At 44.7% G+C, this 21,595-nt stretch carries 23 protein-coding genes; 12 read left to right on the forward strand and 11 right to left on the reverse strand.

Annotated features, from left to right (window positions below; all coding sequences use genetic code 11):
• Positions 1–28: 28 nt before the first annotated feature.
• Positions 29–895, reverse strand: a complete 867-nt coding sequence (locus AB4384_RS03840; RefSeq protein ID WP_372128922.1) for a LysR family transcriptional regulator — start codon at positions 893–895, stop codon at positions 29–31.
• Between the two features lie 141 nt (positions 896–1,036).
• On the opposite strand from AB4384_RS03840, the gene AB4384_RS03845 reads away from it, so the two are divergent.
• Complete coding sequence (locus AB4384_RS03845; RefSeq protein ID WP_372128924.1) at positions 1,037–1,411, forward strand: nuclear transport factor 2 family protein; 375 nt, start codon at positions 1,037–1,039, stop codon at positions 1,409–1,411.
• A gap of 210 nt (positions 1,412–1,621) precedes the next feature.
• Here the strand turns inward: AB4384_RS03845 and proX are convergent, their stop codons facing one another.
• From proX to proV, 3 genes are read right to left on the reverse strand one after another with little or no spacing between them, the layout of a single operon-like run.
• A complete protein-coding gene (proX, locus tag AB4384_RS03850) occupies positions 1,622–2,629 on the reverse strand; it encodes a glycine betaine/L-proline ABC transporter substrate-binding protein ProX (protein WP_017065372.1) in 1,008 nt (335 codons plus the stop codon).
• Positions 2,622–3,716 carry a glycine betaine/L-proline ABC transporter permease ProW gene (gene proW / locus AB4384_RS03855; RefSeq protein WP_102333175.1) on the reverse strand — a complete coding sequence of 365 codons (1,095 nt, stop codon included), beginning with the start codon at positions 3,714–3,716 and terminating at the stop codon, positions 2,622–2,624. Before proW ends, proX begins: the two co-directional genes overlap by 8 nt.
• Before the next feature lie 3 nt (positions 3,717–3,719).
• On the reverse strand, positions 3,720–4,907 hold the full coding sequence (gene proV, locus AB4384_RS03860) for a glycine betaine/L-proline ABC transporter ATP-binding protein ProV (RefSeq protein ID WP_017067805.1): 1,188 nt from the start codon (positions 4,905–4,907) through the stop codon (positions 3,720–3,722).
• Positions 4,908–5,556: 649 nt separating this feature from the next.
• Between proV and AB4384_RS03865 the strand changes: the two genes are divergently transcribed.
• Positions 5,557–6,294 (forward strand): HAD-IIB family hydrolase, encoded by a 738-nt coding sequence (locus AB4384_RS03865; RefSeq protein WP_048609434.1) that lies wholly within the window; start codon positions 5,557–5,559, stop codon positions 6,292–6,294.
• A 29-nt stretch (positions 6,295–6,323) separates the two neighbouring features.
• Here the strand turns inward: AB4384_RS03865 and AB4384_RS03870 are convergent, their stop codons facing one another.
• The 3 genes from AB4384_RS03870 to AB4384_RS03880 all read right to left on the reverse strand — a co-directional run bounded on the left by AB4384_RS03870 (position 6,324) and on the right by AB4384_RS03880 (position 10,242).
• Positions 6,324–6,536: a TIGR02450 family Trp-rich protein gene (locus tag AB4384_RS03870; RefSeq protein WP_372128926.1), complete on the reverse strand. Its 213-nt coding sequence runs from the start codon at positions 6,534–6,536 to the stop codon at positions 6,324–6,326.
• A gap of 141 nt (positions 6,537–6,677) precedes the next feature.
• The gene (locus AB4384_RS03875; protein WP_017071931.1) at positions 6,678–9,125 is read right to left on the reverse strand and encodes a molybdopterin guanine dinucleotide-containing S/N-oxide reductase; all 2,448 of its coding nucleotides are present in this window, start codon (positions 9,123–9,125) and stop codon (positions 6,678–6,680) included.
• Positions 9,126–9,147: 22 nt separating this feature from the next.
• Positions 9,148–10,242, reverse strand: coding sequence for a NapC/NirT family cytochrome c (locus tag AB4384_RS03880; RefSeq protein WP_372128928.1), 1,095 nt, complete (start codon positions 10,240–10,242; stop codon positions 9,148–9,150).
• A 307-nt stretch (positions 10,243–10,549) separates the two neighbouring features.
• Between AB4384_RS03880 and AB4384_RS03885 the strand changes: the two genes are divergently transcribed.
• The gene (locus AB4384_RS03885) at positions 10,550–10,825 is read left to right on the forward strand and encodes a nitrogenase-stabilizing/protective protein NifW (protein WP_017060331.1); all 276 of its coding nucleotides are present in this window, start codon (positions 10,550–10,552) and stop codon (positions 10,823–10,825) included.
• 135 nt (positions 10,826–10,960) lie between these two features.
• The gene (locus AB4384_RS03890; RefSeq protein WP_017060330.1) at positions 10,961–12,085 is read left to right on the forward strand and encodes a M14-type cytosolic carboxypeptidase; all 1,125 of its coding nucleotides are present in this window, start codon (positions 10,961–10,963) and stop codon (positions 12,083–12,085) included.
• A gap of 143 nt (positions 12,086–12,228) precedes the next feature.
• Here the strand turns inward: AB4384_RS03890 and AB4384_RS03895 are convergent, their stop codons facing one another.
• Complete coding sequence (locus tag AB4384_RS03895; RefSeq protein WP_017060329.1) at positions 12,229–12,585, reverse strand: hypothetical protein; 357 nt, start codon at positions 12,583–12,585, stop codon at positions 12,229–12,231.
• Positions 12,586–12,852: 267 nt separating this feature from the next.
• A complete protein-coding gene (locus AB4384_RS03900) occupies positions 12,853–13,479 on the reverse strand; it encodes a LysE family translocator (protein WP_372128931.1) in 627 nt (208 codons plus the stop codon).
• A 209-nt stretch (positions 13,480–13,688) separates the two neighbouring features.
• Between AB4384_RS03900 and AB4384_RS03905 the strand changes: the two genes are divergently transcribed.
• The 3 genes from AB4384_RS03905 to AB4384_RS03915 all read left to right on the forward strand — a co-directional run bounded on the left by AB4384_RS03905 (position 13,689) and on the right by AB4384_RS03915 (position 15,832).
• The gene (locus AB4384_RS03905) at positions 13,689–14,927 is read left to right on the forward strand and encodes a DEAD/DEAH box helicase (RefSeq protein WP_017071932.1); all 1,239 of its coding nucleotides are present in this window, start codon (positions 13,689–13,691) and stop codon (positions 14,925–14,927) included.
• A 253-nt stretch (positions 14,928–15,180) separates the two neighbouring features.
• Positions 15,181–15,402, forward strand: a complete 222-nt coding sequence (locus tag AB4384_RS03910) for a hypothetical protein (protein WP_372128932.1) — start codon at positions 15,181–15,183, stop codon at positions 15,400–15,402.
• Positions 15,403–15,529: 127 nt separating this feature from the next.
• Positions 15,530–15,832 carry a thiamine-binding protein gene (locus AB4384_RS03915; RefSeq protein ID WP_017065764.1) on the forward strand — a complete coding sequence of 101 codons (303 nt, stop codon included), beginning with the start codon at positions 15,530–15,532 and terminating at the stop codon, positions 15,830–15,832.
• A 57-nt stretch (positions 15,833–15,889) separates the two neighbouring features.
• On the opposite strand, the gene AB4384_RS03920 is transcribed toward AB4384_RS03915, so the two are convergent.
• Positions 15,890–16,057, reverse strand: coding sequence for a hypothetical protein (locus tag AB4384_RS03920; protein ID WP_017060325.1), 168 nt, complete (start codon positions 16,055–16,057; stop codon positions 15,890–15,892).
• A gap of 109 nt (positions 16,058–16,166) precedes the next feature.
• Positions 16,167–16,430: a DUF1289 domain-containing protein gene (locus AB4384_RS03925; RefSeq protein WP_017060324.1), complete on the reverse strand. Its 264-nt coding sequence runs from the start codon at positions 16,428–16,430 to the stop codon at positions 16,167–16,169.
• Between the two features lie 188 nt (positions 16,431–16,618).
• Here AB4384_RS03925 and AB4384_RS03930 point away from each other — a divergent pair, with 188 nt between their 5' ends.
• From AB4384_RS03930 to AB4384_RS03950, 5 genes are all read left to right on the forward strand, one after another.
• Positions 16,619–17,065 (forward strand): META domain-containing protein, encoded by a 447-nt coding sequence (locus tag AB4384_RS03930; RefSeq protein ID WP_004734625.1) that lies wholly within the window; start codon positions 16,619–16,621, stop codon positions 17,063–17,065.
• 428 nt (positions 17,066–17,493) lie between these two features.
• Positions 17,494–18,660: an ABC transporter substrate-binding protein gene (locus tag AB4384_RS03935; RefSeq protein ID WP_102321517.1), complete on the forward strand. Its 1,167-nt coding sequence runs from the start codon at positions 17,494–17,496 to the stop codon at positions 18,658–18,660.
• Between the two features lie 5 nt (positions 18,661–18,665).
• Entirely contained in the window at positions 18,666–20,366 is a 1,701-nt protein-coding gene (locus AB4384_RS03940; protein ID WP_017065762.1) for an ABC transporter permease, read from the forward strand.
• Positions 20,332–20,982, forward strand: a complete 651-nt coding sequence (locus AB4384_RS03945) for an ATP-binding cassette domain-containing protein (RefSeq protein WP_017068056.1) — start codon at positions 20,332–20,334, stop codon at positions 20,980–20,982. Before AB4384_RS03940 ends, AB4384_RS03945 begins: the two co-directional genes overlap by 35 nt.
• Positions 20,972–21,589: a CDP-alcohol phosphatidyltransferase family protein gene (locus AB4384_RS03950; protein ID WP_102321515.1), complete on the forward strand. Its 618-nt coding sequence runs from the start codon at positions 20,972–20,974 to the stop codon at positions 21,587–21,589. Before AB4384_RS03945 ends, AB4384_RS03950 begins: the two co-directional genes overlap by 11 nt.
• Positions 21,590–21,595: the final 6 nt, after the last annotated feature.

The following is a 21,595-nucleotide window of genomic DNA, read 5'->3' on the forward strand; positions in this document are numbered from 1 at the left end:
GCACCGGATTTTACCAACGATAGAAAGCTTATACTAAATCCTGCTTAAGCTTTTCTTCCAACGCATGGATACACAGCTTGATGGCGATAGGCGTATTTGAAGCGAATGGATTTAGCGCATAAACCGTGTTGGTGGGTAATTCAAAGCTTGGCAGCACGTCGACAACATCACCAAATAACTGAGGAATGCAGAAATCTGGAATCACACCGATACCAACACCTGATTTAATCAGTGCAAGGCAACTGTGGAACGAATTGGTGACGCAACTAGCTTGCTGTTGGTAGACAAAGTCCTGCTCAGTTTGAGAACTAAAATGATGAGTCACCTGCTTTCCCTGCCAAGAGTTTGCAATGTAAGGAATCGATTCAAGCTCACGTTCACGCATGCTTTCAACGCCACATAACACATCTTTAAACTCACCTAACCTCTTCTGCTTAAGATTACTGTCGCGCGAGCTACCCACTCGTACCGCGAGATCAATATCGTGCTCCATGAAGTCTAAATGCTGATCGTCGCTTATCAGTTCTGGCTTTAACTTCGGATATTGTTTCATCAGATCGGCAATAACAGGCGCTACCAATAAATCCATCAAGGCATTCGGAGCTGTGATACGAATCCGGCCTTGTGGCTCTTCTAGCTCGGCTTTTGCCATATCCCAAGCCGATTCAGCGATCACATTGATGTCTTTGCAACTCAAATAAAAGCGCTCACCCATGCTTGTCAAAGTTTGTCTTCGTGTTGTGCGTTTAAGGAGAGAGGCGCCTAACTCTTGTTCTAGAATTTTGAGATGTTGACTGACGACGGATTTAGACAACTCTAACTTTTCAGCCGCAGCCGAGACTGAACCCTGATCTACGATATGAGCGAAAATCGACATCTGCTTTAGCTTACTCATCTTATTGTTCTCTTTTTACAAACAGTATTTTCCATTATCTCTGTTTTTAAAATCAATTTCCAAGACTAAACTCAATTCAACTTATCGAAATACCAAATAAAAAAGACAGTGCTCGAAACAAGACTGTTATGGAGAAAGACAATGTTAGACAACCAAATTTTAGAAGCATGTAAGCAAGGCATTAACGCGTGGCAAAAGGCTTTCAACAACCAAGATGCGAAAGGTTGTGCCGATCAATATACTAAAAGCTGTGTAATGGAAGCGCGTCCATTTGGTACTTTTGAAGGTCGTGAAGCGATTCAAGCATTCTGGCAAGGTATCATAGACCAAGGTTTCAAAGACGTTGATTACACTGACGTGAAATGGGAAGAGCACCCAGAAGGCGGTTACATTCTTACCGCGAGTTGGACAATGAATAAAGCATTTGGTGTTGTACACCGTGAACACTGGGCAGTACAAGAAGATGGTAAAGCTCGTCTTGTCAGCGATGACTTCGAAGTTCAAGGTGAACGCTAGAGCTGTAATTAAAGGCTAGAAGCTCAAAACTCAAAATAGAAACAGAAAACAAAAAGCCAGCAATCCAAATAGACTGCTGGCTTTTTAATGTTCACTCTTGTCGCCATTTCACTTGATTTGAAGGTGATTGAGTGACTCTACACAATCACTCAACACGCTCATCATTTCAAATCAAAATGTCTGGTAAGACAGAACAAATCCAAGTCTAAGTTACAGTGCAGCTTTCTTCGCTTCTGTAATCCAACCATCGAACGTGCTTTGGTTCGCTTTGATCCAACCGTTTACGTGCGCTTCGATATCCGCAGAGCTGTTCTTACCTTTACTCATCATCATGTTCTGAGCACTTACATCATTGATGTTAAGTTTGATGATTTCGAAAAGCTTCGCTGCTGATGGGTTGTTCTTAGCAAACTCTTTGTTCGCAATGATGCGCATTGAGTTCATTTCGAAGCCGTAGTTTTTACCGTTAGATAACGTCGTATCCACGTTCGAACGTTCGCCAGGAAGTGCTGAGAAAGGTACTTCTAACCAAACCACATCTTCGTTAGGCACCAGTACGCCACTTACCCAGTAAGGTGTCCATGTGTAGTAAAGGATTGATTCACCCTTTTGGTAACGAGAAATCGTGTCTGCGATGATTGCAGCGTAGTTACCTTGGTTGTGAGTCACCGTATCGTCCAGTTTGAACGCTGAAAGTTGATGTTCAATCACCATCTCACAACCCCAACCTGGGTTACAGCCTGTTAGATCTGCTTTACCATCACCGTCCGCATCAAACAGCTTCGCGATTTTTGGATCGGTTAATTGACCAATGTTAGTGATGTTGTACTTTTCAGCCGTTTTCTTATCAATTAGGTAACCTTGAGCAGCGCCGCTTACATATTGGCCTTCACGGTAGAATTTCTCATCACCACCAGCCATTGTGTATTTGTCAGCATGAAGCGGGAACCAACCTACTGTTAGGAACGTTGCATCACCCTTTGCAATTGAAGTGTAACCTACGTTGTAATCCACTTCTTGAGTTGATTTCACGTCATAACCCAGTTCTTCTAGAGCACGGTTAACGATCAATGTTTGGAACGTCTCTTCCGCTACAGACGATTGAACAGGCTGAACTGATACGCCCTCACCCGGTAGGCTTGCAGCCCACACGTTAGTTGATACCGCTAATGTCGAAACGATGCTTACTGCAAGTTTACTCTTCCATGAATTATTCATTGGTGTTTTTCCTTAATTGAAGTTCTGATTTGTTACCGCGATTAAGTACATTCAGTACAAGGGAAACAGGTCCCATGCGATACCAGCGTAATTTTGTATTACCAGCGTTGACACCCAGTACTTGGGTGATTCGGTCTAATAATATGGCTAAGATAACGATGCCGAGACCACCAACAGCGGCCAACCCCATATCCAAACGGCCGATACCTCTCAGTACCATTTGACCTAAACCACCTACCGCAATCATTGATGCGATAACCACCATCGATAACGACAACATCAGTGTTTGGTTCACGCCCGCCATGATAGTTGGTAATGCAAGTGGCAGTTGAATTCGGTAAAGCATCTGCTTTTTGCTTGCACCGAATGAGTGACCCGCTTCGATCAACTCTTCCGGAACTTGCTGAATACCCAAGATGGTCAAACGAACAACAGGAGGAAGTGCGAATATGATGGTCACCACGACACCCGGAACGTTACCGATACCAAACAACATGACGATCGGTACTAAATAAACGAAGGCTGGTGTGGTTTGCATAGCATCCAAAATTGGGCGCACGAATTTAGCCGCCGTGTTACTTCGAGCGAGCCATATCCCCATGGGTAAGCCAATCAATAGGCAGAAGAATACGGATGTCATGACCAGTGACAATGTGGTCATTGCTTCAGACCAAGCGCCAATCAAGCCAATGAAAGTCAAAGATACGGCCGTTGCAACGCCAAGCTTCAAGTTTGAAAACTGCCATGCCACTAGAAACAAGATGATCAACATGAATGGTGCTGGCGTAGACACCAACGCCGTTTCAAATGAACTTAGGATAAAATCGATAGGCACACGGATTGCCTGGAATAGTGGGCGTCCGTGCTCAACTAACCAATTCAGTCCAGACTCAACCCAAGTGTCAACAGGCAGCACAGCCTCTGCAAAAGGGTCAAGTGGATCAAAAGGTGTCGTTTCAACGGTTTCGCTGCTTAACCAATCCGCTGACGGTGAGGTATCAGCGGATTGACCCCAAGGATCACTTGCAGGTTGAGCTGGAGGAGCCGATTGAGACCATGGGTCATTATTTGTTTGTTCAGACGACATGATCTACCCCTTATCCAATGTTTGTAACAGTCGTGACTTAGTCACCACGCCAAAGTAATTACCTTGCTCATCCACAACAGGCACTGAGTAAGGCACACCACCAACTAGGCCAAGCACATCATTGATTGGTAAATCAGGGTTCAGCGTTAGTCCATCATCGAGCTGTGCGCTGATGAGTGATTTGTTCTCTTTGTGGGCTTTACGAAGCGAGTCGATAGAGACAATGCCGGAGTAACGGCTGCTCTTCTCAACTACGATGCCGTACTCGCGGTCGTTATCCATCAAAATTTGTAGAGCGGACGCTGGGCCATCGTGTTCTGATTTTTTAAATACCGCAGCTGGCTTCTTACGCGCAATGTCTTTCACAGTAAGTACGCTTGCTACGTTCACACCACGGAAGAAAGCTTCGACATAATCATTCGCTGGGTTACTAAGAATATCGTCTGGAGTACCGACTTGAACCACTTCGCCATTTTGCATAATCGCAATTCGGTCACCGATACGCATCGCTTCATCCAAATCATGCGAGATAAAAACAATGGTTCGTTTATCGTCATTTTGAAGGCGAATAAGCTCATCTTGCATTTCAGTACGAATCAAAGGATCGAGCGCCGAGAACGCTTCGTCCATCAACAAGATATCTGGGTCACATGCTAGTGCACGAGCCAAACCAACACGCTGCTTCATACCACCAGACAACTCATCTGGGTAAGATTCTGAATATGCGCCAAGGCCAACACGCTCAAGTGCTTCAAGTGCTGATTGCTTTCGTTGTTCAACTTCGACACCCGCAAGCTCTAGACCAAACGCGGCATTCTCGATAACCGTCATATGCGGCATCAAAGCGAAATTTTGGAAAACCATGGAGATGTTGTTGCGGCGAACTTCGCGGAGTTCATCTTCTGAGATGTGGGCAATGTCTTTGCCTCGAAGAAGCACATTGCCTTTGGTAGGTTCGATCAAGCGGTTAAGGAGGCGTACTAGGGTTGATTTGCCAGATCCTGACAGTCCCATTATGACGAAAATCTCGCCTTCTTGAATACTAAGAGAAACATCGTTAACGCCGATCGTTAGCCCTGTTTCTTCGAAAACTTTATCTTTATTTGCGCCTTCATTAATCATTGTAAAAGCACGGTCGGTGTCTTCACCAAACACCTTGTACAGTCCCTTAACTTCCAGTATGGGATCCATGTAATCTAATCCTTTATCAGTTATTTAAACTTAAATTGGTTATTTAAACCCAAAAAACAATTAGCACTCTAAGTAATTGACACGTGTAAATCAAGGTTCTTCGTTCGGTAAAACAAGGCAACAGACTGAAACCAGACCAGCAATAACAAGACCAAAAACAAGCAAAAACAAGCAAAAACAAAGCAAGCTACTGATAATAAAAGGGATAAATTAGATAAGCGTACGGCCAATATTATGTATTACGTAGTCGTAGATTATTGAATATTAGTTTTACATTAGAGTAATTAATAGGCTGAATGAACCAACAAAAGCCATAATTAGTTCGTGCACAAATAATTCGAACGCGAACTAATTATTAAGCTTTCATGATGTTTCCGAGGCGAAAGTTAGGTCGGTAGAAAAGATAAGATCAGCTCTCAATATCTACCTAAAAACCAAAGGTCAACCAGCTAAAGTCAGCGAGTTGAAATCAACCTTTTAGACCAAGAATTTTAATACATCACACCAACTGTGATACTTGCTGCAAACTGTCAATTGATGGTTATCTAAGCTGGACTTCGCCTTGTAGAGTACTCATTGCTGAGCCATTCTTTATAAAAGAAATAAACATTTTCCCGTGCCGAAATAGAGAAAAAGACAAGGAATTCGAATGATAAAAATGTTGGTGTGTGACTTTGACGGTACGCTTGATGGGGGCTCATCTCACGGTGTTAACCAGCTATTTGATTACCTCACAGAGCAACCTGATATTCGCTTTATCATCGCGACAGGAAGAACATTACCTTCGATTCGAGTGGGTTTAGAATCGGATAACTACCCGAAACCACACAGTATTATTAGCGATGTGGGCACTAAAATTCATCATGTTCATTCCCAAAAACCAGACCATGTTTGGCATAACCAACTGGAAGCTTCTTGGAACAAATCAAAGGTAGAGACGGCTCTCGCACCCCTTGATTTTATGGGTGAGCGGATAGAGAACCATCAAGGCGATTACAAGATCACCTTTGAAGGAAAGCTTTCAGAGCCTCAACACGAACTGATTGAATCTAGCTTGGAGATGCACGGATTAGATGTTCACCTCACTTACTCTCATGATTGGTACTTAGATATCACACCAAAAGGCGTAAACAAGGCGACTGCGATTCACCACCTACTCGAACAACACGATTTGAGCGTTGCAGAAGTGTGTGTCGCAGGTGATTCAGCTAACGACACCTCAATGCTCACGATTGAGGGCGTAAACTCGATACTGGTTGCTAACCATTACCCAGAGGTTGCTCACCTATCGGATAGAGACAACGTATACACGAGTAGAGCAACACATGCTGAGGGTGTCTTAGAAGGCCTTAAATACTGGCAAGGACGTGCAGCAGCGGGTAATTAGAAATAAGGACTGCTCCCTACTTGCTATCCTTATTTCCAACCGGGAAGCCAATGATCCTTGTCGGTGAGATCCCGCCAGTTGATGTCTTCCTCACGTTTGGTTATCACCGCTTCTATTAAACAACGAATGACCTCCCCTTCTTCAAACTCGACCTCTGTGACCATGAAGTGTTTTTCTTTCTTTATTGGGCTAACGGCCGTCCATTTACTGCGAAGTAGTTTCTTTGGATTGATTCGATTCATGAGCTTATTTCTCGCTTAGATGTCATTGATTATTATGGGATGTCTAGCCGACATTGAGTAATAGTCTTCATCGCAAGAAAAGGATCAAAAAAAGCCAGCGATTAGGCTGGCTTCATTCAGTTAGCTATTACTTGTTAAAGATTAGCCGTTTTTAGGTGGATCAAATGCCGTGAGTTCTAATACTGGACCTGTGTATTTTTCAATCTTCACAAGCGCAGAGTTTGCAGCACAGCCATTCGCCAAACGAGAAGTCGGGATATCTAACGTAAGCACGTTACAGCCACCGTTTTTACATAGGCCTGTCTCTTTATCTAAATCAGGCCAACCGCCTTCATGGATACATACAGAGCCTTGTTTGATGCCGTCCGTCACTAATGCACCCACCAATACTTGTCCACGACCATTATGTGCACGAACCAAGTCACCCGTTTTAATGCCTCGAGCTTTCGCATCTTCAGGGTGAATTGAAATCGGTTCACGGTCTGCAATCGCATACTCTTCGCGGATCTTCGCGTAGTTGAACTGGCTATGCAGACGGTGCGCGGCGTGCGCTGTCATCAGTTGCAGTTCGCCATCTTTAGCGTTGCCTGTGTACTCTGTTGGTTCTAACCAAGTTGGGTGTGCAGGGCAATCATCTAGTTGGTAACCTTCAATGGTTCTTGAGAATATCTCGAACTTGCCACTTGGTGTACCTAGTGGGTTCATGATTGGGTTCTCACGAAAATCAGCGTAACGAACAAACTGTGCGTTCTTCTCGTTCCACTTCATCTCGATCAACTGATTATCTTCCCAGAACTTGCTGAAGTTAGGCATTACGATACGCTGACCACGACCACCTTGCTGTGCGGTTTTGTAGAAACCATACAGCCATTCCATCTCGGTCTTGCCTTCGGTGTACACATCACGACCACCCGGAGCAAGTAACTCAGACATGTCCGCAAATACATCGAAATCGTTACGAGCTTCACCTTGTGGCTCAACCACTTTCTTCATTGGCACTAAGTGTTGGTTACTGTAGTCACCCGTCATCGTCATATCATTACGTTCAAACGATGTAGTAATTGGCAGAACAATATCCGCGTGCTTAGCTGCTGCTGTCCAGTAAGGTTCTGAGATAACAATCAGCTCAGGCTTTTGCCAAGCTTTGATCAAGCGGTTGGTATCTTGGTGGTGAGTAAAGTTCGCACCGCCTGCCCACCAGATCATTTTGATCTCTGGGAACGTTAGGTTGTGACCATTGTGATGGTAGCTTGAACCCGGGTTTTCTAGCGCTTCAACAATACGCGCTACAGGGAATGCGTTCACAGATCCTGAAACAGCCCAATCGTTACCCGCCGAAGAACCACCGCCAAGTGACGCTGAAATCGCAGGAAGTACGCCTGCATCACGAGCAGGGTTACCACCGTTTGAGTAGTGGTAAGAAAGACCGAAACCACCACCAGGCAAGCCAACTTGACCTAGCATTGTCGCTAGCGTAACCAACATCCAGTGACGTTGTTCACCGTATTGTTGACGCTGCATACCCCAGCCAGACATCAGCATAGTACGGTTCTTACTGAAGATATCCGCAAGTAGCTCAAGCTGCTTCACTGGCACACCACAGATCTCAGACGCCCACTCAGCAGATTTTTCTACGCCGTCTTCCTTACCCATCAAGTAAGCTTCGAATACGTCGTAACCTGTTGTGTATTTACCCAAGAATTCTTTATCGTGCTTGCCCTGTTTCACTAACGTGTGTGCGATACCCATCATCATGGCTACGTCAGTCATTGGGTGAGGAGCAATCCACTCTGCGTTGTCACCAAAAAACTCGATAGTCTCAGAGCGCATTGGGTCAATCGCAATCACTGTCTTGCCCGACTTCTTCAACTGGTGGAAGAACTCAAGACCTGCACAGTCGGTTGAGCTCCAAGCGATCTTCAAGGTGTTAATTGGGTTTAGGCCCCAAAGTACCACCACATCACTGTGCTCAAGGATAACTGGGTAAGTCGTCTGCTGTTCATACACCTCAATCGAACCCACAACGTGCGGCATGATAACTTGCGCAGCACCTGTTGAGTAATCACCTAAGTGACCAGAGTAACCACCAGCCATGCTCATGTAACGTTGTAGAAGCGTTTGCGCTTTGTGCAGAACACCACTTGAACGCCAGCCATAAGAGCCTGCGAATACAGATTCCGCACCGTGCTCTTGACGAATACGTGAGTGTTGTTGGTGAATCAATTTGTACACTTCATCCCAAGAGATACGAACAAATTCATCACTACCACGTACACCTTCAGGTGCAGATGGGTTAGCCAAGTAGCCTTTACGAACCATAGGGTACTTAACACGCGCTTTGGTGTGTACTTGATCAGGGCCTGTGGTCTGCAGGCTATTTGGAACCGTTTGTGCCAGTGCATTCGTCGTCGACACTAACTTGCCATCTTTCACTTCACACAGCATTGGTCCCATACGACCTGATGTTAGAACACCAGAACCACGTTTGTCCGAAGCAATTGCGCTCATCGGCGTCAAAGATGTGAATGCCAACGCACCAGCTGTAATACCTGTGCCTTTCATAAATCCACGACGTGTCATATTAGTCATAATTTTATCCTTCTAATTCTCTTTAGTGACCAACAACGTCTTTCGCGTGGTTTTGGAAGTACTTAGTCAGCAGCTCAAGGTTTTGCTCAGAAATGTCTGTACGGTCGCCCATACTTTTCGCAACAGGCCCCCAAGCATTCACAGTGAAGTGGTTTGAAGGAATTTTCGCGTGACACGTTGCACAGTAAACGTTGTCCAACTCTTCTGCGTAAGACCAGATTGGGTTTAGTTTATCGACAACTGGAGAAGTGATATCACCCGTTAGCGCAACTGAACGCCACTCGTTACCATAAGCATCTGCTTTATAGTCACCAGTAGTCAGTGCTTCTTGACCTTTGTCTGTCAATGTCGCAACGATTGCACGTTGGCCTTCACCGAAGTAAAGCACTTGCTCTGCACCTTTCATTTGGAATGCATTCAAAGTCACAGTACGGTTGTCGCCTTCAGCCTTAACCACTTGCAGTTCTGCTGTTGGGTTTACACTGCCGAAGTCACCCATTGCGATATCGGTTACTGGGTAAACCACTTTCGCATCTGCTGGCGTGTTTTTCGTAAATGCGATCAGGGTATCGAACGCTTTGCTATCTAGCTGAGCTTCAGGAGCAAAATGTGCAACGCCTTTGTGACAATCGATACACGTTTGGTTATTTTCACGACCATAAGCATGCATTTTTGCTGCATCACGAGATTGCTCGAACTCTTCCATTGCATCGAATTCGTGACAAGAGCGACAAGTCGCTGAGTCATTCTCGCGGAATTGAGCCCAAACTGTCTCAGCCATCTCTTCACGGTGTGCTTCATATTTCTCAGGCGTGTCTATCTTACCTGAAATAAATTCGTGGTAGATGTCTTTGGACGCTCTTACTTTGGTGATCACGTAGTCAATCGGATCAGTTGGAATGTGGCAATCGGCACATTCAGCTCGAATGCCTTTTGCGTTACTGAAGTGTACAGAACCTTGGTATTCTTTGTGGGGTGCTTCCATTGTGTGGCAAGAAACACAAAACTCAGTGCTCGATGTATAGTGCATAACGGCTGCAGTTCCCCCTAAGGTTAACCAGCCAATACCTATACCAACCGCCGCTATTAGTGCGATATAACGTTTTTTTATTGTCATAATTCTTAATCATCTTCAACAATTGGTTACAATTAAGATCAGAATAGTACTTTAGGGGTAGATCAGTTTGATTTGGATCATAAATCGCATTCTGAGGAACAAAAATTGAACCTTTATGAGAACCCAAGGTCACTTCACGAAATTATTCCCCACCAGATACAATCACCCACCAAATAAGAGGCAGCGGTTAAATATTCATTATTGATTAATCCAACATCAACGAGACAAAACGGCTTTCTAAGTCAAAGAAGTAAATTGTAAATCTATTACAATATTGGCTATCTATTTTTCATAAACTCCTCACTCAATGAACCAAACAGAATTCCAACAAAAAATGGCGAGTTTCACCTCGATTGAACAAGCGCTTGATTACTTCGAAATTGGGTTTGATAGCAAGTTCATCAACCAAAATAGAGTCGAGCTTATGAAACGCTTTAATGGTTATCTGATCCTGTCAAAACCCGATGATTGGTTCTCAGGAAGAAGAGCGCTGAAAAACGCTTATTGTAAGGTTCAACGCAGCAAGTTAGATCGCCACACACGTTCAGCCTGTCGTGGGTGTACAACTTGTCAGCGTCGATAGATAGGAAGTACTGCTCAAAGTAGAGAACTAAAAAGTAGATAGTTGAAATAACATCTCATTACGATTTAGTTAGTGGTTTGCTCGAAAAAAAGTGTGCTAGTCTTACGGCAACTCAACTACGAGATAAAAACTACAATGAAAATTTTCAGCAATTTCGAAAGCGGCAACATTCACGTCGTTTCTGCAGATTCACCACAAAACATTCAACTGACGATCCCAGCAGACTACCAAACTGAAATCTCTCAGTGGTTTCACTTCCGCTTAGAAAGTGAAGCTCAACAATCTCACCACTTTGAAATCGGTCAATTGGCAACATCTGCCTACCCTGAAGGCTGGAAAGATTACGATGTAGTTGCATCGTATGACCGTGAAGAGTGGTTCCGTATCCCATCTCAGTTCGATGGCGATACATTAAGCTTCGATATCATCCCTGAACACGATTCAATGTACTTCGCGTACTTCGCGCCGTACTCATACGATCGTCACCAAGATCTTCTGCACAATGCTCAAACGCACCCTGCTTGTAAGCTTGAAACTCTAGGTCAGACGCTAGACAACAACGACATCACTTTGCTAACCATCGGCGAGCCAAGTGAAGAGAAGAAAAACATCTGGGTTATTGGTCGCCAACACCCTGGCGAGACGATGGCTGAATGGCTGATCGAAGGCCTGCTACAACGCCTACTTGATGAAACAGATACGGTTGGTCGCTCTCTTCTAGACAGCGTTGTGTTCAGAGTTGTACCAAACATGAATCCAGATGGCAGCATCCGCGGTCACCTGCGTACTAACGCGATTGGCGTAAACCTGAACCGCGAATGGCAATCACCTTCTATGGAACGCAGCCCAGAGGTATTCCTTGTTCGCGAGCGTATGCTGGAAACGGGCGTTGACCTGTGTCTAGATATTCACGGCGACGAAGCGATTCCATATAACTTTGTAGCAGGTAGCGAAGGCACACCTTCTTACAACGAGCGCATCGCGAAGCTAGAGAGCCACTTCAAGCAAGCACTGCTCACTATCACGCCAGAGTTCCAAGATGAATTTGGTTACGATAAAGACGAACCAGGCAAAGCAAACATGACAGTTGGCACAAACTGGATTGGTGAGCAATTCAAGTGTTTGGCTTACACCGTCGAGATGCCATTTAAAGATCACATCAGTCACGCTGACGAACTTTACGGCTGGTCTCCAGAACGAAGTGTCGCGTTTGGTCACGATATGCTAGCCGCAGTTTGGGCTACAGTAGACGAACTATAAGGCGAACTAAGCTCATTAGCTTTACCTGTATCGCCTTTGGTTTATAAGAATCTGGGCTATAGATAGAACAAAGCCCAGCACTTGTGAAAGTGCTGGGCTTTTTAATATCGGCTTGGATGAGTGAATCTAACTTTAAAAGCTTTCTATGCCACTCTGAGGCTAGCAAAAAACACTGGGTATCTTTGCCTAATGTGGCGTTGTTCAGACACCATATCTTTGAAGCTCGGACCTTGTGATAACTGAACGATCACTTCGTCACCTTCTTGTCGCAATACAGCACCGCTAATATCGATACTGTTGTTGTCATGCAACCTCAAGGTGCCGGCCATTGAAAAGCCACGATAAACCGGAATGATGTTACGCATCATCAGGCGTACACCCTTTTCAGAAACTTCGCTGACATGAAAAAGCTCATCCTTAATTCGCATCACCGGACGAGCCTTTTGAGGGTACTTTAAGCGGTAATATTTGCGTTTCTGGGTGAATGAATCTTCACGCATTGGTGACTCCCTGTCTCTGTTATTTCGGTCAAGCAATAGGCTGTAGCTTCAATTGGTCTCAAATAAACACATTCACCAAATTGATAGCTAATAATTATATCGACTTCCCGAGCTAATGCTTTAGAGATTTATACAGAGAAACACTGATTGCTTAGCATTCAGTAAAAAATGAGAACTGAATCGGAAATGAAAACTAAGATGGAAACGAGAACTAAGCCGGAAATGAACCGAACCAATAGCTAAAAACCCAATTCTTCGCATCGCACCCTAAAGCTGAAACAATGCCAACTGAATGCTGAAGCCCACGAATAGAATCCCACACACAATGTTCATCATTTGCGAGGTGCGCTTTTGAACTAACAAGCGCTTAAAGGTATCCGCCATTAAGATCACAACTAAGAACCACATCGACACCACTGACGCTTGAATTGCACCAAGTATCAAACTGTCTGTCACAATCGCATCTGTTGAAACAAATTGAGGGAATATAGAAAGATAAAACAGGACAATTCTAGGATTCAGTAGATTAGTGAGAAGCCCTTTGAAAAATTGCTTATAAAGCTTACTTCCCGATGCACTGACCACAGAGAGCACGCCCTCTTGAGCGCGCAGCGCCGCACGAAAATGGTTATACCCAAGCCAGACAAGATACAAAACCCCAGCCCACTTTAGCCCTTCAAAGGCCATGGGAGTGTTCGACAGTAATAAGCTTATGCCGTTAGCCGAGATAAAGGCATGAAAAAAGAAACCACATGACACGCCCAACACGTCCACAAATGCGAACAGCTTCCTTTGAGTTAAGGCTGTGCTTAATACCAACAGCGCATTTGGGCCCGGGATAATGGCAATAAAAAACACGATAACGATAAACAGCCAGATACTGTCCCAACTCATTTCGATCTCATTTCATGAACATTTTTAGGGCGGACATTGTACGTCCATTCAGTGCCATTACAATATGATAAACGCTTAATTATCGCGTATAGCTAACAGACATAATTCGCGCGTATAATGAATGTGTTTATCGTCTAACATACAAAACTGATTCTCTAACATTTGTAGCCCTGATAGACTCCACCTCCTTTTTGATACTTGGTTCATTTATGTCATTTGATAGCCTAACCCTTAACGCAAAAACCGTCTCCGCGCTCTCATCTCAATTCAATAAGCCGACAGAGATACAGCAAGCGGTAATTCCTACCATTATTGCGGGGAAAGACGTACTCGCATTGGCTCAAACGGGCAGCGGTAAAACATTGGCGTTCGGCTTACCTTTACTGAATAACATCAACCAAGATGTGAATGAACTGCAAGCACTGATCATTGTTCCAACCCGTGAACTTGCATCTCAAGTGACCAAATCTTTAGAACCGATCGCGACAACGCTCAATATCAAATTGGTAACGCTAACGGGCGGCGTAAATACTGATGATCAACAGCAACAATTATCGACTAAACCACAATTAGCCATCGCCACACCGGGCCGCCTACTTGCTTTAATCAAAAGTGATGAACTGGATATAGCTCGGTGTTCATCATTGGTTCTTGATGAAGCCGACCGCCTGATCGACATGGGATTTTGGCCAGATATTCAAGCGATTACTTCAGCACTACCGAGCAAACGTCAGTCACTGTTGTTCTCTGCGACACTTCCGCCCGAATTAGTAGGTCAGGCTGAAGAGCTTCTTTCAAATCCAGTTAAGGTCACGACACATCAAGAAAACAGCGTGGTCGCGGCTATTGAAGAAACCCTGTATTTAGTGAACAAAGGCAGTAAAGCTCAAGCGCTCATCGCACTACTCAATCAACACACATGGCCGCAAGTATTGGTATTTATTGGCGCAAAAGACAATGCCGATGCATTAACCAAACGATTGAATAAAGCCAAAATCAGTGTGAGTGCGTTACATGGAAATAAGAGCCAAGAAGAACGAGAGCAAGCATTAGAAAGTTTCAAAAATGGCGAGACTCGTGTGCTTATCGCGACAGACGTGATGGCTAGAGGCATTCATATTGATCAATTACCTGTCGTAATTAACTTCGAATTACCTTCTCACTCAGCAACTTACGTACACCGCGTTGGTCGTACAGCAAGAGCAGGAAGTACTGGCTGCGCGGTCTCTCTGGTTAGCCACAGCGAAACTGACTACCTCAATGCGATTCGCACCTTGACCAATAAGCCGTTAGTGCTGCAACCATTAGAGGGTTTCCCGGTTACCGACAAACCTGCATCTGAAACGACCGCTCGCAAGCGTCCACCTAAAGATAAAATGGCCAATCGAAGAACAGCTAAAAAGAAAAGCATTAAGCAATTTAAAAGCAAACCAAATAGCTCTAAGTAACCAGAAATAACTCTAAGTAACCAGAAATAGAATGGTCAGCTCAGTTTGTACTGGGCTTTTTTATATGCAACAAAATACAAATTCACACCCAAAAACTTCCCTAAAGTTGCCAACTTAAATGACACTTTTGTGAATTATGATGCCAACGTATTGATTCTTGGTTGCTCAAAAAAAATACTCTTAAATCACGTTGACGCCCCTATATCTAGCAACTAGATTTTTCTATTAGTGTCTACAACAGGAGGTCATTGAAATGAAACGTGCTAGCTCTACATATCGATTACAACTGATTAAGGAAGTGGCAACTCGCCGAGATCGTCAACGTTCCAATGACCCGATGGCAAACTACATACAAAGCCTAATAGATAATAAAGATGATTGTGATACTTCGGTTGAACGCAACCAGAGGTTCAGTGGCAGTCATTTTGATGAGCACATAGGTGGTTGGGTAAGTGACCACTGGGGTAACAAGTAGGACAAAGAGAGTAATCCAACCAGCATAATCGCTGTAGAATTCGTCTCCGAATTAACCTATCATCTGCAACAATTCCCTATCCTAGAGTAAGCAGAAAGTGTCTGAGTTAAAAAGAGAAAAAGAAGTGATGGTTGCCTTCCAAGTGATACCTCGCGTTAAAGAAGGCAACAACTTCGAAGTGGTTGATAAAGCCATTGAAGTTGTGAAAGCTGCCGATGTGCCTTTCCAAGTCGGTGCGATGGAAACTACGATGAAAGGTGAACTCAACCAATTACTCGATATCGTTAAAAAAGCAGAACAAGCTTGCTACGATGCAGGGGCGGTAGAAGTGATCACAAACATTAAGATTCACAGTAAAACCACCGAGGCCGATGATACATTTTGCACGTACCATCGTGGTGTAACGAAAGCGAATCACATGTTTGTTTAATCACATTTTTGTTTCTGAAAACTGAGCTTTAAGAAAGGCTCTGAAGAACCAGTGGTGTTATTGGAAAGGCATGTCTGAGAGGTGAGAAAGGATTTCCATTCGTTCTTCTTCTGACATCGAATGCCAATCACGCGGAGTCTCTTCAGGGTCATCTTTTGCCCCGATCGGTTTTCGGTCAAGTGCTTTGACTGGCTCTTTTTTGATTTTTACGTTCTTTTTATTCATACCGACACCACTCCTTCAGGTACAAAGGTACCTACTTTAATATTACACCCCAACCATTATGTAAAGTAATAGTTACTTCGGAGTTAAATAAAATCTAAATACTTCCTCTTTAGCCAAAAAGATCTCTTTGGGGACTGGTATTTCCCTCTTCATCGACCTGCTTACCAATCAAGTTTTTTTGATTCATTATTTTTCTTCTATAGCGCTGACGACACAGCTTTATCACGTGCAATTGTTCTGACGGTGTCATCGACATCCAATTAAAGCGCTCTTCTCTCTTGCGCATACAACCGTTGCAATAGCCTTTGTCATCGCTTGAACAAACCCCAACGCAAGGGCTTGGAACTTGGAAAAACTCTAACTGCTCCACCATGCCTCCTTACACATTCAAAATTACGCTTACTCTCTCAAAAATAAGCGATTAATTTGTCGCCTGGCTCGTGAAATCCATACTAAACTATGACCTTATACTGACACATATAGTGTTTTGTAAACTATACTTTGAACCCATCAAGTTACACTTATCCGGTAACTTCGTTCTTTCCTTTGGAGCCTTATAATATGAAGTTTAGTTCAAAAAAATTACTAGCAGTAGCCGCTTTACCTATGATGCTAGCAGCATGCACAACAACAGGTGACAACGCGATGCAAGTAACACCAACCGATCTACAGCACCATAATTGGGAACTTGCGCAAATTGATGGCAAGGACATTGTGAAAAGCGAAGACCAAGCAGCTCCTCGTCTAGAGATCGGCGAAAAGATGACTGCAAACGGCATGGCTGGTTGTAACAACTTCTTCGGTCAAGGCGAGCTGAAAGACGGTCAATTCCGTATCAAGCAAATGGGCATGACAATGAAAATGTGTCACGGCTCTGCGATGGAAATCGAACAATCGGTTTCTGCTACTCTAAGCGAGTGGAGCGACGTAACGCTAACAAACGATACGCTAGTACTGAAAAACGATGTACACACGCTAACGTACACAATTCGTGACTGGGTAAACTAATCCGTCATCGAAACCAAATACTGATTAAAGGAGCCTGATGGCTCCTTTTTTATTGTCAGCTTGCCCTCACTACTTCTTCAAAATTGACGCTCATCGCCGACTTTTCGTACCAACCTCCAATAAACCTCAAAAATCTCTCATTTAGATGCAATAAATTCAACGGTTCAGCGGTCTGTTGCTAGGATGGCAAAAGCCTAGAGTCTGTCGAGTTTTCGAGATGATTACGTATCGAACAAAACTCGACCGCGAACTCCCTGCTTATTCTCAAGTAATTGATTGAATTTACTGTTGAATTAGAATTTATTTCAGAAACAGATAGAATAACTATTAGGGCATGTTGATCTTTCGTTAACCACGAAGGGTCAATACGCACTAGGGAGTTCGAAAATACAATGCTCTTGCCCGTTCACTACCAAATGGAAAAGTTTATGAACAAGATAGTAAGTACGTTAGGAATCATGGCAACCGTTGCATACAGCGCAACCATTTATGCTGATGAAGCAACATCCACCGACAGCTGGAACCAAATAGAACAGCAGGCAGAGGGAGAAACTGTCTACTTTCACGCTTGGGGCGGAAGCCAAGAGATCAATCGTTACCTACAGTGGGCAGGCAAGAAATTACAAAGTGACTACGGTGTCACGTTAAAGCATGTGAAAGTGACCGATATTGCGGAAACCACCACTCGACTGCTTGCTGAAAAAGCAGCAGGAAAGAACAGTGAAGGCAGCGTCGATATCGTCTGGATTAATGGCGAGAACTTCCGCTCGATGAAAGACAACGCGCTATTGTTTGGGCCATTTACAGAGTCACTTCCAAATTGGCAGTATGTCGATAAGTCTCTGCCGATTGATGTTGATTTCTCAGAGCCGACAGAAGGCTTGGAAGCACCGTGGGGCGTGGGACAACTTGTGTTCATTCACGATCAAGAGACACTACACAACCCGCCACAATCGTTTTCAGAGATGTTGAGCTACGCTCAAGCTTTCCCAAATCGCTTAAGCTACCCTCACCCACCAGAATTTCATGGCACGAGCTTCATTAAGTCTCTATTGATTGAACTAACAAACAATAACCCTGCACTGGCTCAGCCGGTTTCAGAAGACAACTTCCAAGAAGTGACGGCACCACTGTGGGCTTACTTAGATAAATTCCATAAAGTGGCTTGGCGCGGTGGCAAACAATTCCCAGCAGGCACATCGGAAAGCATCCAACTTCTGGATGACGGACAGATCGATCTCGCGATTACGTTTAATCCAAACTCTGTTTATTCAGCACAAGCCAGTGGTCGCTTAGCCGAAACCACTAAGGCTTATGCTCTAGAAAGCGGCGCTCTATCTAACATTCACTTCCTTGCGATTCCTTGGAACGCCAATGCAACCGCGGGTGCTCAAGTGACCATTAACTTCTTACTGAGCCCTGAAGCACAGTCTCGCAAGGGGGACCTCAATGTTTGGGGCGATCCTTCGGTTCTGAGCAGCAAGTACCTCACTGGCAGCGCTAAAAACACCCAGCAATTTAAATCGGTTGATGAACCACACCCTAGCTGGCAAAACGCGCTCGAGAAAGAGTGGCTTAAGCGATACGGTAACTAGTCTTCATGCTACGCGCTCTATATTTTGTTGTTATAGCTGTATGCATTATCCCGACCATTCCTGGGGTAGCGGGAGTCGTGGCTTCGTCACTGAGTTTCATCCCGCCCCTTGGTTTAGAGGAGCCGACACTCAACGGTTTTAGCCAAGTCTTTCAATGGGAAGGGGCTTGGCACTCTATTGGCTTAAGCCTAGGTTCAGCAATTGCAAGCAGCTATATAGCCTGCTTCCTGACCTTTTGTATTCTTCAAGCCTCTTGGGGAAACAAGTTTTGGAGAAAGATTGAGTTTACGCTATCGCCAATGCTTGCCATTCCACATGTAGCTTTCGCTATCGGCTTTGCTTTTCTGTTTAGTCCAACGGGGCTTGGCGCAAGAGCGGTACATCACTTGCTCGGCGAATCGGCTACCAGCTCTGAATTGGCGTTATTGGTGAAAGACCCATACGCGTTCGGCTTAATTATTATGCTCGCACTCAAAGAAGTCCCCTTCTTATTGCTGATGAGCATTTCGATACTTCAGCAAATTGATGTAGAGCGTATCACCAAGGTCAGTGCATCGCTCGGTTACAGCCGCGCTCAGATCTGGTGGAAATGTATTTTCCCACAATGGTTTACCAAGCTTCGTTTCCCAATGCTGGCGGTACTCGCTTACAGTGTCTCGGTTGTCGATATTGCTTTGATCATAGGCCCAACCAACCCGCCGACCTTTGCCGTTTTGGTATGGCAATGGTTCAACGATCCGGATCTTAACCTACTTCCGCGAGCTGCTGCTGGTGCCATCGTTTTGTTTGGTTTAGCTTCGTTGATCATCGCCTTGGCGCGTTTAGTTGAATGGGCGGTTCTTAAGTACTTTCGAACTTGGCAGTATTCCGGAAGAACAGGGGCAAACCTTCCGGGGAAAACGGTATTCACTGTCCTTGCTAGCCTTTCACTGCTGATCATTCCTTTAATGGTAATTTGGAGCGTTGCTCAGCGTTGGCGCTTCCCTGATTTACTGCCGAGCCGCTACAGCACGCGCTTCTGGGAGTTCGAGTGGGAAGGCATCATGAGCACCGTTGGTCAAAGCTTATGGATTGGTCTGATTGCTGCTTCAATCGCTTTGTTGCTTGCGCTGGTTGCTCACGAATACAGAATCAAATACAAGTGGCAAGTTCCGGGCTTCATTATCGCTATTCCAATGCTAATACCACAGCTTTCAGTGTTGTTTGGTATGCAAGTCACGACCCTCTACATCGGCAGTAGTGCCTATGAGTTCTGGGTGATTTGGGCGCATGTTTTCTTTGCTTTCCCGTTTGTGTACCTGTCTTTGGATGGCCCGTGGAAAAGCTTCAATGATGGGTTGATTAAAGCCTCGCTGAGCCTAGGTAAATCGCCATTTCAGAGTTGGTATTCGATCAAACTACCAATCTTGCTTCCTGCGATTGCCTTTGCTTGGGCGGTCGGGATCAGCGTGAGTTTGGCCCAATACCTTCCAACATTAATGCTCGGCGCAGGCCGTATTAGCACGATCACCACAGAAGCCGTTGCACTTACCAGTGGTTTCGACCGCAGGGTGACAGCAATCTATGCCATTTGGCAGGCCCTATTGCCTCTGTTCTTTTTCTCTTTAGCGATATTAGTCAGCCGACTTCAACTGAGATATCGCCGCCTTACTTTTAAAGGTTTCCTAAGTAATGAGTCTGTACCTCAACGACCTCGCCATCCGTAAAACCGATGGAGATTCGCTGTTCTCAGCGCTAAACGTCACATTAGAATCTGGCCAAATACTGGCTTTGATGGGGCCGAGTGGCTGCGGAAAGTCGACCTTACTGGATGCGATTGCTGGTCACTTAAGTGAAGATTTTTCGTACTCTGGCACCGTTGTGTTGAACAATATTCAGCTCGACGAGCTTCCATCACATCAGCGTGAAGTCGGTATTTTGTTTCAAGATGACTTGTTGTTTCCGCACCTCAAAGTATGGGAAAACTTGGCCTTTTCGTTACCGAACTCTGTTAAAGGTTCCGCTCGCCAAAAACAAGCAATGGCTGCACTAAAAGACATAGAGCTAACTCACTTAGCTGAATCTTTCCCGGATCAAATATCCGGCGGTCAACGCGCAAGAATAAGCTTGACTCGTATGTTGTTAGCCAAGCCTAAACTCGCCCTGCTTGACGAACCGTTCAGTAAGTTAGACCAAGAGCTCAGAGCACAATTTCGCGATTGGGTCTTCGAACAGCTGACCAAAGCGAATATCCCTACATTAATGGTCACGCACGACGAAGCCGATGTACCTCAAGGGGCAGAAGTACTGTCTTGGCCATGGAGAAGTAACCATGCTGGATAAGTACTCCATTAAGGTCATTAAGTGGCCATTAAATCAGTCTGCTAAGTTAGTAAACCAATTGGGTATCACGGCCAATCAAACCACGTTATTCGGATTTCTGATTGGGTGTTTAGCGTTTCCAGCGTTGGCATTTCAACAATATGAGTGGGCGTTAGGCTTCATTGTGTTTAATAGAGTATGTGATGGGCTTGATGGAGCCTTGGCTCGAATCCAAGGCATTAGTGATGCGGGCGGTTTCCTCGATATCAGCCTAGATTTCCTATTCTACTCGCTGATCCCTTTTGGATTTGTCATTGCCAACCCAGAACACAACGCCATTGCCGGTGCATTTTTGATCTTCTCTTTTATCGGCACAGGCAGCAGCTTTTTAGCGTTTGCGGTTATGGCAGGCAAGCGAGGCATTGAAAACCCAGTCTATAAGCATAAGTCTCTGTACTACATGTCAGGGCTAACCGAAGGCACTGAAACCATCGCTTGTTTCATCGCGTTTTGTATTTGGCCTCAACACTTTGCGGTTATCGCTTACACCTTTGGTGCAGCTTGTTGGCTAACCACGTTCATGCGTATTTATTTTGGTTTTCAGACACTAAAAAACCAAGCTAGTTAATAAATG

Origin of the sequence: Vibrio sp. 10N.261.51.A4, assembly GCF_041471945.1 — a bacterium.
Lineage (GTDB): Bacteria > Pseudomonadota > Gammaproteobacteria > Enterobacterales > Vibrionaceae > Vibrio > Vibrio crassostreae_C.

Bases quoted from the DNA above. Each gene is read 5' to 3' on its own strand.
- AB4384_RS03895 (WP_017060329.1), bottom strand. From the start codon at position 12,585: ATGCGTGAAGATTCATTCACCCAGAAACGCAAATATTACCGCTTAAAG.
- AB4384_RS03840 (WP_372128922.1), bottom strand. From the start codon at position 895: ATGAGTAAGCTAAAGCAGATGTCGATTTTCGCTCATATCGTAGATCAG.
- AB4384_RS03905 (WP_017071932.1), top strand. From the start codon at position 13,689: ATGTCATTTGATAGCCTAACCCTTAACGCAAAAACCGTCTCCGCGCTC.
- AB4384_RS03950 (WP_102321515.1), top strand. From the start codon at position 20,972: ATGCTGGATAAGTACTCCATTAAGGTCATTAAGTGGCCATTAAATCAG.
- proW (WP_102333175.1), bottom strand. From the start codon at position 3,716: ATGTCGTCTGAACAAACAAATAATGACCCATGGTCTCAATCGGCTCCT.
- AB4384_RS03915 (WP_017065764.1), top strand. From the start codon at position 15,530: ATGGTTGCCTTCCAAGTGATACCTCGCGTTAAAGAAGGCAACAACTTC.
- proV (WP_017067805.1), bottom strand. From the start codon at position 4,907: ATGGATCCCATACTGGAAGTTAAGGGACTGTACAAGGTGTTTGGTGAA.
- AB4384_RS03925 (WP_017060324.1), bottom strand. From the start codon at position 16,430: ATGGTGGAGCAGTTAGAGTTTTTCCAAGTTCCAAGCCCTTGCGTTGGG.
- AB4384_RS03945 (WP_017068056.1), top strand. From the start codon at position 20,332: ATGAGTCTGTACCTCAACGACCTCGCCATCCGTAAAACCGATGGAGAT.
- AB4384_RS03920 (WP_017060325.1), bottom strand. From the start codon at position 16,057: ATGAATAAAAAGAACGTAAAAATCAAAAAAGAGCCAGTCAAAGCACTT.
- proX (WP_017065372.1), bottom strand. From the start codon at position 2,629: ATGAATAATTCATGGAAGAGTAAACTTGCAGTAAGCATCGTTTCGACA.
- AB4384_RS03900 (WP_372128931.1), bottom strand. From the start codon at position 13,479: ATGAGTTGGGACAGTATCTGGCTGTTTATCGTTATCGTGTTTTTTATT.
- AB4384_RS03880 (WP_372128928.1), bottom strand. From the start codon at position 10,242: ATGACAATAAAAAAACGTTATATCGCACTAATAGCGGCGGTTGGTATA.
- AB4384_RS03940 (WP_017065762.1), top strand. From the start codon at position 18,666: ATGCTACGCGCTCTATATTTTGTTGTTATAGCTGTATGCATTATCCCG.
- AB4384_RS03935 (WP_102321517.1), top strand. From the start codon at position 17,494: ATGAACAAGATAGTAAGTACGTTAGGAATCATGGCAACCGTTGCATAC.
- AB4384_RS03870 (WP_372128926.1), bottom strand. From the start codon at position 6,536: ATGAATCGAATCAATCCAAAGAAACTACTTCGCAGTAAATGGACGGCC.
- AB4384_RS03875 (WP_017071931.1), bottom strand. From the start codon at position 9,125: ATGACTAATATGACACGTCGTGGATTTATGAAAGGCACAGGTATTACA.
- AB4384_RS03845 (WP_372128924.1), top strand. From the start codon at position 1,037: ATGTTAGACAACCAAATTTTAGAAGCATGTAAGCAAGGCATTAACGCG.
- AB4384_RS03910 (WP_372128932.1), top strand. From the start codon at position 15,181: ATGAAACGTGCTAGCTCTACATATCGATTACAACTGATTAAGGAAGTG.
- AB4384_RS03930 (WP_004734625.1), top strand. From the start codon at position 16,619: ATGAAGTTTAGTTCAAAAAAATTACTAGCAGTAGCCGCTTTACCTATG.
- AB4384_RS03885 (WP_017060331.1), top strand. From the start codon at position 10,550: ATGAACCAAACAGAATTCCAACAAAAAATGGCGAGTTTCACCTCGATT.
- AB4384_RS03865 (WP_048609434.1), top strand. From the start codon at position 5,557: ATGATAAAAATGTTGGTGTGTGACTTTGACGGTACGCTTGATGGGGGC.
- AB4384_RS03890 (WP_017060330.1), top strand. From the start codon at position 10,961: ATGAAAATTTTCAGCAATTTCGAAAGCGGCAACATTCACGTCGTTTCT.